The sequence below is a fragment of the Flavobacterium anseongense genome (genome assembly GCF_021608185.1).
Lineage (GTDB): Bacteria > Bacteroidota > Bacteroidia > Flavobacteriales > Flavobacteriaceae > Flavobacterium > Flavobacterium anseongense.
Genome location: NZ_JAKIHN010000017.1, coordinates 1 through 5,845, shown reverse-complemented (window position 1 = coordinate 5,845; position 5,845 = coordinate 1). Strand labels below are relative to the sequence as shown.

Here is a 5,845-nt window from a genome sequence, read left to right as displayed (position 1 = left end):
GCAAACTATGCGTGTTGTGAAGCGTTAACGGTTTTCCGTTTTAACGGGAATGATATATAATAAAAAGACCTTCGAGCAATCGAGGGTCTTTTTTTGTTATCAGTTGTCAGTTACTAAATGTTGGTTATCGGTTGACTATTATTTATGAAGTGGATGAGAGAGGAAAACTTGGAAATCTTACTCTAATTTAAAAAGCCACTGATAAGGTTTTCGTTTTTTAATCTGTTGGTGTAATTTTTTTTAAGTTTTTTTTTATAAAAAGTAAATATGCCAATCTGCTTTTTAGGCACTTATTTTTTTTACAGTTTTTTACAGTCTATAGTACATTTTTTTCATGTAAAAAGTAGCCTTTATTCATTTCAACTCCTTATTTATATGAAGATTTCTTAATTTTATTTTTGACAATTTTGCTATTGTATTTTTATAGATACATTAAAAATACAAGCAAATAATTAATGACTCTTCTGTTTTTCTACCCAAAAAATGATTTGCAATCATAAAATTTATTAACAATTTTTGTTTTGTATTCTATTTTATTGTAAAATTGTCTTAGTTATGCAATCGATTGCATTAAATTGCTCGTCTGTTTTATTATTTTTAGATAAAAAGTTGCTTTAGCGCAATCGATTGCATTGCTTTTGTCAAGATCATTTTTTAACTTAATTATTTGTTTTATGAATAAAATTACACAAGATTTTTATCAGGCAAAAACCATTTGGGCAGTCCATCGATGGTTTTCTCCTTTATGCCTGACAGTTGCTCTTTGGCTCGGATCTATGGGGCAGGTGATGGCAAGAAGATACATGATGTTATTCTTTGTCCTGTTGACTTCGGTATTGGGAGTGCAAAATGTGATGGGGCAAACAAATAATCCCACAGGATTTGAAGATAATGCAATTGGTTCATGGGTATTTGGCGGAGGTACAGCAGATGCAGATTCCTATGTGCAAATAAACTCAAATCCAACATTTGTTAGAACGGGAACGTATTCATTTTTAACTTTTGAAGCGGGTACAGGTACTCGATATGGCGAAAACACTACATTTGCAGTAAATACAAATGCAACATATATATATTGCCATGCAATAGTATGGATGAAAGCTGGCACGGGAACTACTATGACGGGAAATGCTGGTCTTGCAAGATCTGGAAGTAGTTCTAATGGTACTCTAGTGGCAATTAATAATACCTCTTGGGTAAGAACAACTATTTCGTGGAGTCAAGCGTCTCAATCTGTTTATCCTAGATTAAGAAAATCAGCTCTAGCAGGGGGAGCATATTTTGATGATGTTGTTATCTACACATCAACAAATGCAACTACTGATATAACAGCTCCTTCATCTGCTACAGCAGCATCTGGAACTACAACTAATTTATCATGGACAAATGGAGCAGATACGGGTACAGGAGCTACAGGTTTACAGGCGACTCTTATATTTAAGAGAACTGCAGGAACGGTTGGAGCTAATGATCTTTCTTTGAATAGTCAAGGTGTGTATTCGTTAACATCAACACAAGGGCCTAGTGTTGCTGGTAATTGGACTTTGCAAAATGGGGCTGTTTCTTCTGGAGCAACATCTTATGCGGGTTCTTTTACTAGTGGTGAGGAATATGCGATTGTTCACAGAGATTTAGCGTATAATTATTCTTCTCCAACTTATGTTGTGATTCCAGTCACTGGTCCGGTTATTTCAACTATAGGGAACTTTTCTGCTGTAACTGAAACCTATGGGGGAACACCATTTACTACTAGTTTTATTAATGTTTCAGGAACAAGTATGAATGCAGGTATTTCTGTAAATCCTCCTGTAGGTTTTCAGGTTTCAACAGATTCTGATTTTTCGGTTCCGGCTAATATAGGCACAAACGGCTCTCCTATTACAGTTGGTGCTGCAGGGACTATACTTTCAACTGCTGTTTATGTGAGATTATTACCAACCGCAACTGTTGCTGGCTCTCCTTATTCTGGTAATGTAGAGTTCTCCAGTTCAGGAGCCACTTCTATTAATAAAGGTATTCCTTCGAGTACAGTTACCGCTAAAGCCTTAACCATAACTGGGCTTACAGGTAATTCCAGACCTTATAATGGTAGTGCAACAGCTACTCTTGATGGTATTGGAACGACAGCTGCTTTTGTAGGGTTAGTGAGTCCCGATAGTTTTTCGGTTCCAAATACTTATACAGCCACTTTTGCAAATGCAAACGCTGCTGATAACAAAGGGATATTGGTTTCAGGATTTCCTGCGCCATCTACTAATTATACAGTTACACAGCCAACTGGGTTGACAGCAAATATTTTCAAAGTAGATTTAACTATTACTGCTGGGAATCAAAGTGTAACTTATGGTACTGCGGCTTCGGCAGTTACTGCTGCAGGAACTTATACTCCAACAGGTTTTGTAAATAGCGAGACAGCTTCAGTTATAACTGGCGCTCCTTCCTATACCACTTCTTATACCGATACTACGGATGCAGCAACTTCGGGTGTTACAATTACTCCGGCGGTTGGTTCTTTAACAGCAACAAATTATAATTTTACTACTTTCGTAGATGGTACTATTACTATTACTAAGGCCAATTCGAGTATTTCTATTACAGGAGGAAGTCCAACTTATGCTTATGATGGTAATCCTCAAGGGCCAACTACTTCTAGTGTAACAGGTTCTTCTGGTACTGTATCTTATTTATATACAAATACTTCCGGTCCTGCATATAGCAGCAGTACGCCACCATCTAATGCAGGTGCCTATCAGGTAGTAGCAACGGTAGATCCGGATACTAACTATAACGGAGCTTCATCAGCACCATACGCTTTTAGTATTATATCAGCTACGATGCCGGAAATAACTAGTGTGTTAACAGCTTCAGCTACTTATGGAGTTGCTGCTGCGACTTATACAATTACAGGAACTTTCTCACCTACAACTTTTGATGCAGTAGGTTTACCAGCTGGTTTAAGTGTAAATACTTCGACAGGTGAAATTACAGGAACGCCTACAGCTTTACCCGGTGATTATAATGTAACGATTAGCGCAACTAATGGAACTGGTACAGGAGATGATATCCTTGTTTATACTATTCTTGCAAAAGAACTTACGGTTAGTAGTGCTGTTGCTGATGATAAAGTGTATAATAGTGAGGTTGATGCTACATTTACCGGAACGCTGGTTGGTGTTGTGAATAGTGATGATGTAAGTTTAAATGGAACAGGTACTTTTGCTCAAGAAACAGTTGGTACAGCTATAGTTGTAACTTCTACAGCTACATTAAGTGGTGCAAAAGCAGCTTACTATATTTTAACAGATCCAACAGGTTTATCAGCGGATATTACTCCAAAAGAATTAACAGTTAGTGGTGCAGTTGTAACATCTAAAACATATACAGGAACTGCCGATGCAACTATTACCGGAGCTAGCTTAGTTGGTGTTATTTCTGGTGATACGGTTACTTTAGTTAATAATGGTGGAACATTTGCTGATGTAAATGTAGCTAATGGAATTTCAGTAACGTCAGCATTTAGTTTAACAGGAGCTCATTCAGGAAACTATACGGTGGCACAACCTAGCTTAACAGGAAATATTACACCGGCTTCATTAACTATTACTGGTTTAACAGGTGATAATAAGCCATATGATGGCGATACAGATGCTTCGTTTACAGGAACACCCGAATATTCAGGATTGCAAAACGGCGAAACTTTTGCAGTTACCGGGACTCCGGTAGCAAGTTTTGCAACTGCAACGGCAGGGGATGGAAAAGCAATAACAGTTAATGGCTATACTGCTCCTTCTGCTAATTACACTGTTACAGCGCCTACTTTAACTGGAAATATCACTAAAGTTGCATTAACGATTACCGCTAATAATCAAAGTGTAGGCTATGGTACAGCTGCAGCTGTTGTTACCGCTGCGGGTACTTATACCGCGACAGGTTTTGTTAATAGTGAGACAGCTTCGGTTATATCGGGAGCTGCGAGTTATACTACTTCGTATACAAATGCTACAGCAGTTGGTGCTTCGGGAATTACTATTACTCCGGCTCAAGGTACTTTAGCGGCAACTAATTATTCTTTTGGTACTTTCGTAGATGGTACTATTACCGTTACCTTAGGAACTCAGACGATAACCCTTGCTTCAACTGCAACTAAAATTGTTGGTTTCGCGGATTATTCTCCGGCAACTTCTCCTACTTCAGGTATCAATCCAATTACTTACACGAGTTCAAACCCTTTAGTAGCAACTGTTGTTAATGAAGGTACTCAAATACACTATGTTGGTCTTGGTACTACTACTATTACAGCTTCGCAAGCAGCAAGTGCTAATTATAATGCTGCAGCTGATGTAAGTCAAACACTTACTGTGGCTAAAGCTAAAATACTGTATGCTACATTGACTAAAACATTGAGTGGTACAGGTGCTTCTACTGTTACCAATGATGCTATTATAAGAATGCTTTCATCGGATCCTAATTTTGAGGTTACTGTTTCTTCAACGGATATCACGGGTACAACCTTACCGGCACTTTCAGGTTTTAACTTGGTTGTAGTACAAGAATCATTTGGAGGTACTAATGGTATTTTGTTACCGCCATCAGGAAAATTAGCTATTAGAAATCTTAGTATTCCGGTTATATACAATAAGACATTTGCTTTGCAAAATGCCAGAGCTGTTACTGCTACGTCAACTGTATCTGATACTTCATTCTTATCAGTTGATGTAACTGGTAACACGACTAATCCACTTTATAGCGGTATGGATGTGTCGAGTAATAGTATACCTCTTTTAAAAACCACATCAGATGATAATGCTTCTACCAGTGCTACAGGTAAAGGTATCTCTATAGTAAATAATTTAGCTCTTTCAAATACCGGGACTTTAAAGGCTACAGTAACTTCAATTACAGATGTAACTAAAGGTATCTTAATCAATGATATTCCTGCGGGAACACAATTAGGTACAAATTCTCTAGATGTAACTCCTTCTCGAATGATTACTTTTGGATTTAATTTTGGTGCACTTTGTGAATCAGACGGAAAGAATTTGACTAATGAGATGTTGACACTATGGAGAAATGCGGCCTATATCTTAACAGGTCAAACTCCACCTTCTGCATTATATTTAAATCCAGATAATGATCAGTCGATTACTTTTGGTGCATTGCCTACAAAAAAGGTGGGTGACAGTCCATTTGCTTTAACGGCAACTTCTGCTCAGACACCAAATTCAGGTAATCCAATTACCTATACAAGTTCTAACAATACAACAGTAGCTTCAGTTACGGGTAGTACAGTAACTATTTTGGGACGTGGTACCACAACTATTACTGCTTCTCAAGCAGGAGGAGGGTCACCAGCTTACTGGTATGCTGCCCCATCGGTTCAACAAAATTTAGTTGTAAATGCTGCTGCTCCAGTGATAACAGGAAGCTATTGTGTAGGTGGTACAACTGTAAGCGGTACAAGTACTGAACCTGATGGTACTGATATTAAAGTTTACAAAGCAGGAAGCACACAAATTGGTGCAACTACTGTTACTGGTGGTGCATGGTCGGTCACAGTACCTGCCTTAGCAACTGGAGATTCTTTGACAGCTACAGCTGGAGAAGGTCTATTATATGTTAGTGCTCCTTCTACTGCTAAAGTGGTAAATGCTTTACCTGTAGTTACAGCGAGTAATGTATCTGGTTGTCCAAATACAGATATAGCTTTGATAGGTTCGCCAGTTGGTGGAACATTCAGTATTACTAATCCATATAACGGAAATGTAGATACTACTTATACTTATACCTATACAGATGGGAACGGTTGTACTAATACCAGTGGTTCAGCTACAGTTACCTTAGGAGT

1 protein-coding gene is annotated in these 5,845 nt (G+C 38.1%); it reads left to right on the top strand.

Features of this window, described 5'->3' with window-relative positions; translation table 11 throughout:
* Positions 1–674: 674 nt before the first annotated feature.
* On the top strand, positions 675–5,845 hold a 5,171-nt coding region (locus L1S35_RS13130; protein ID WP_236401448.1), incomplete at its 3' end, for a beta strand repeat-containing protein.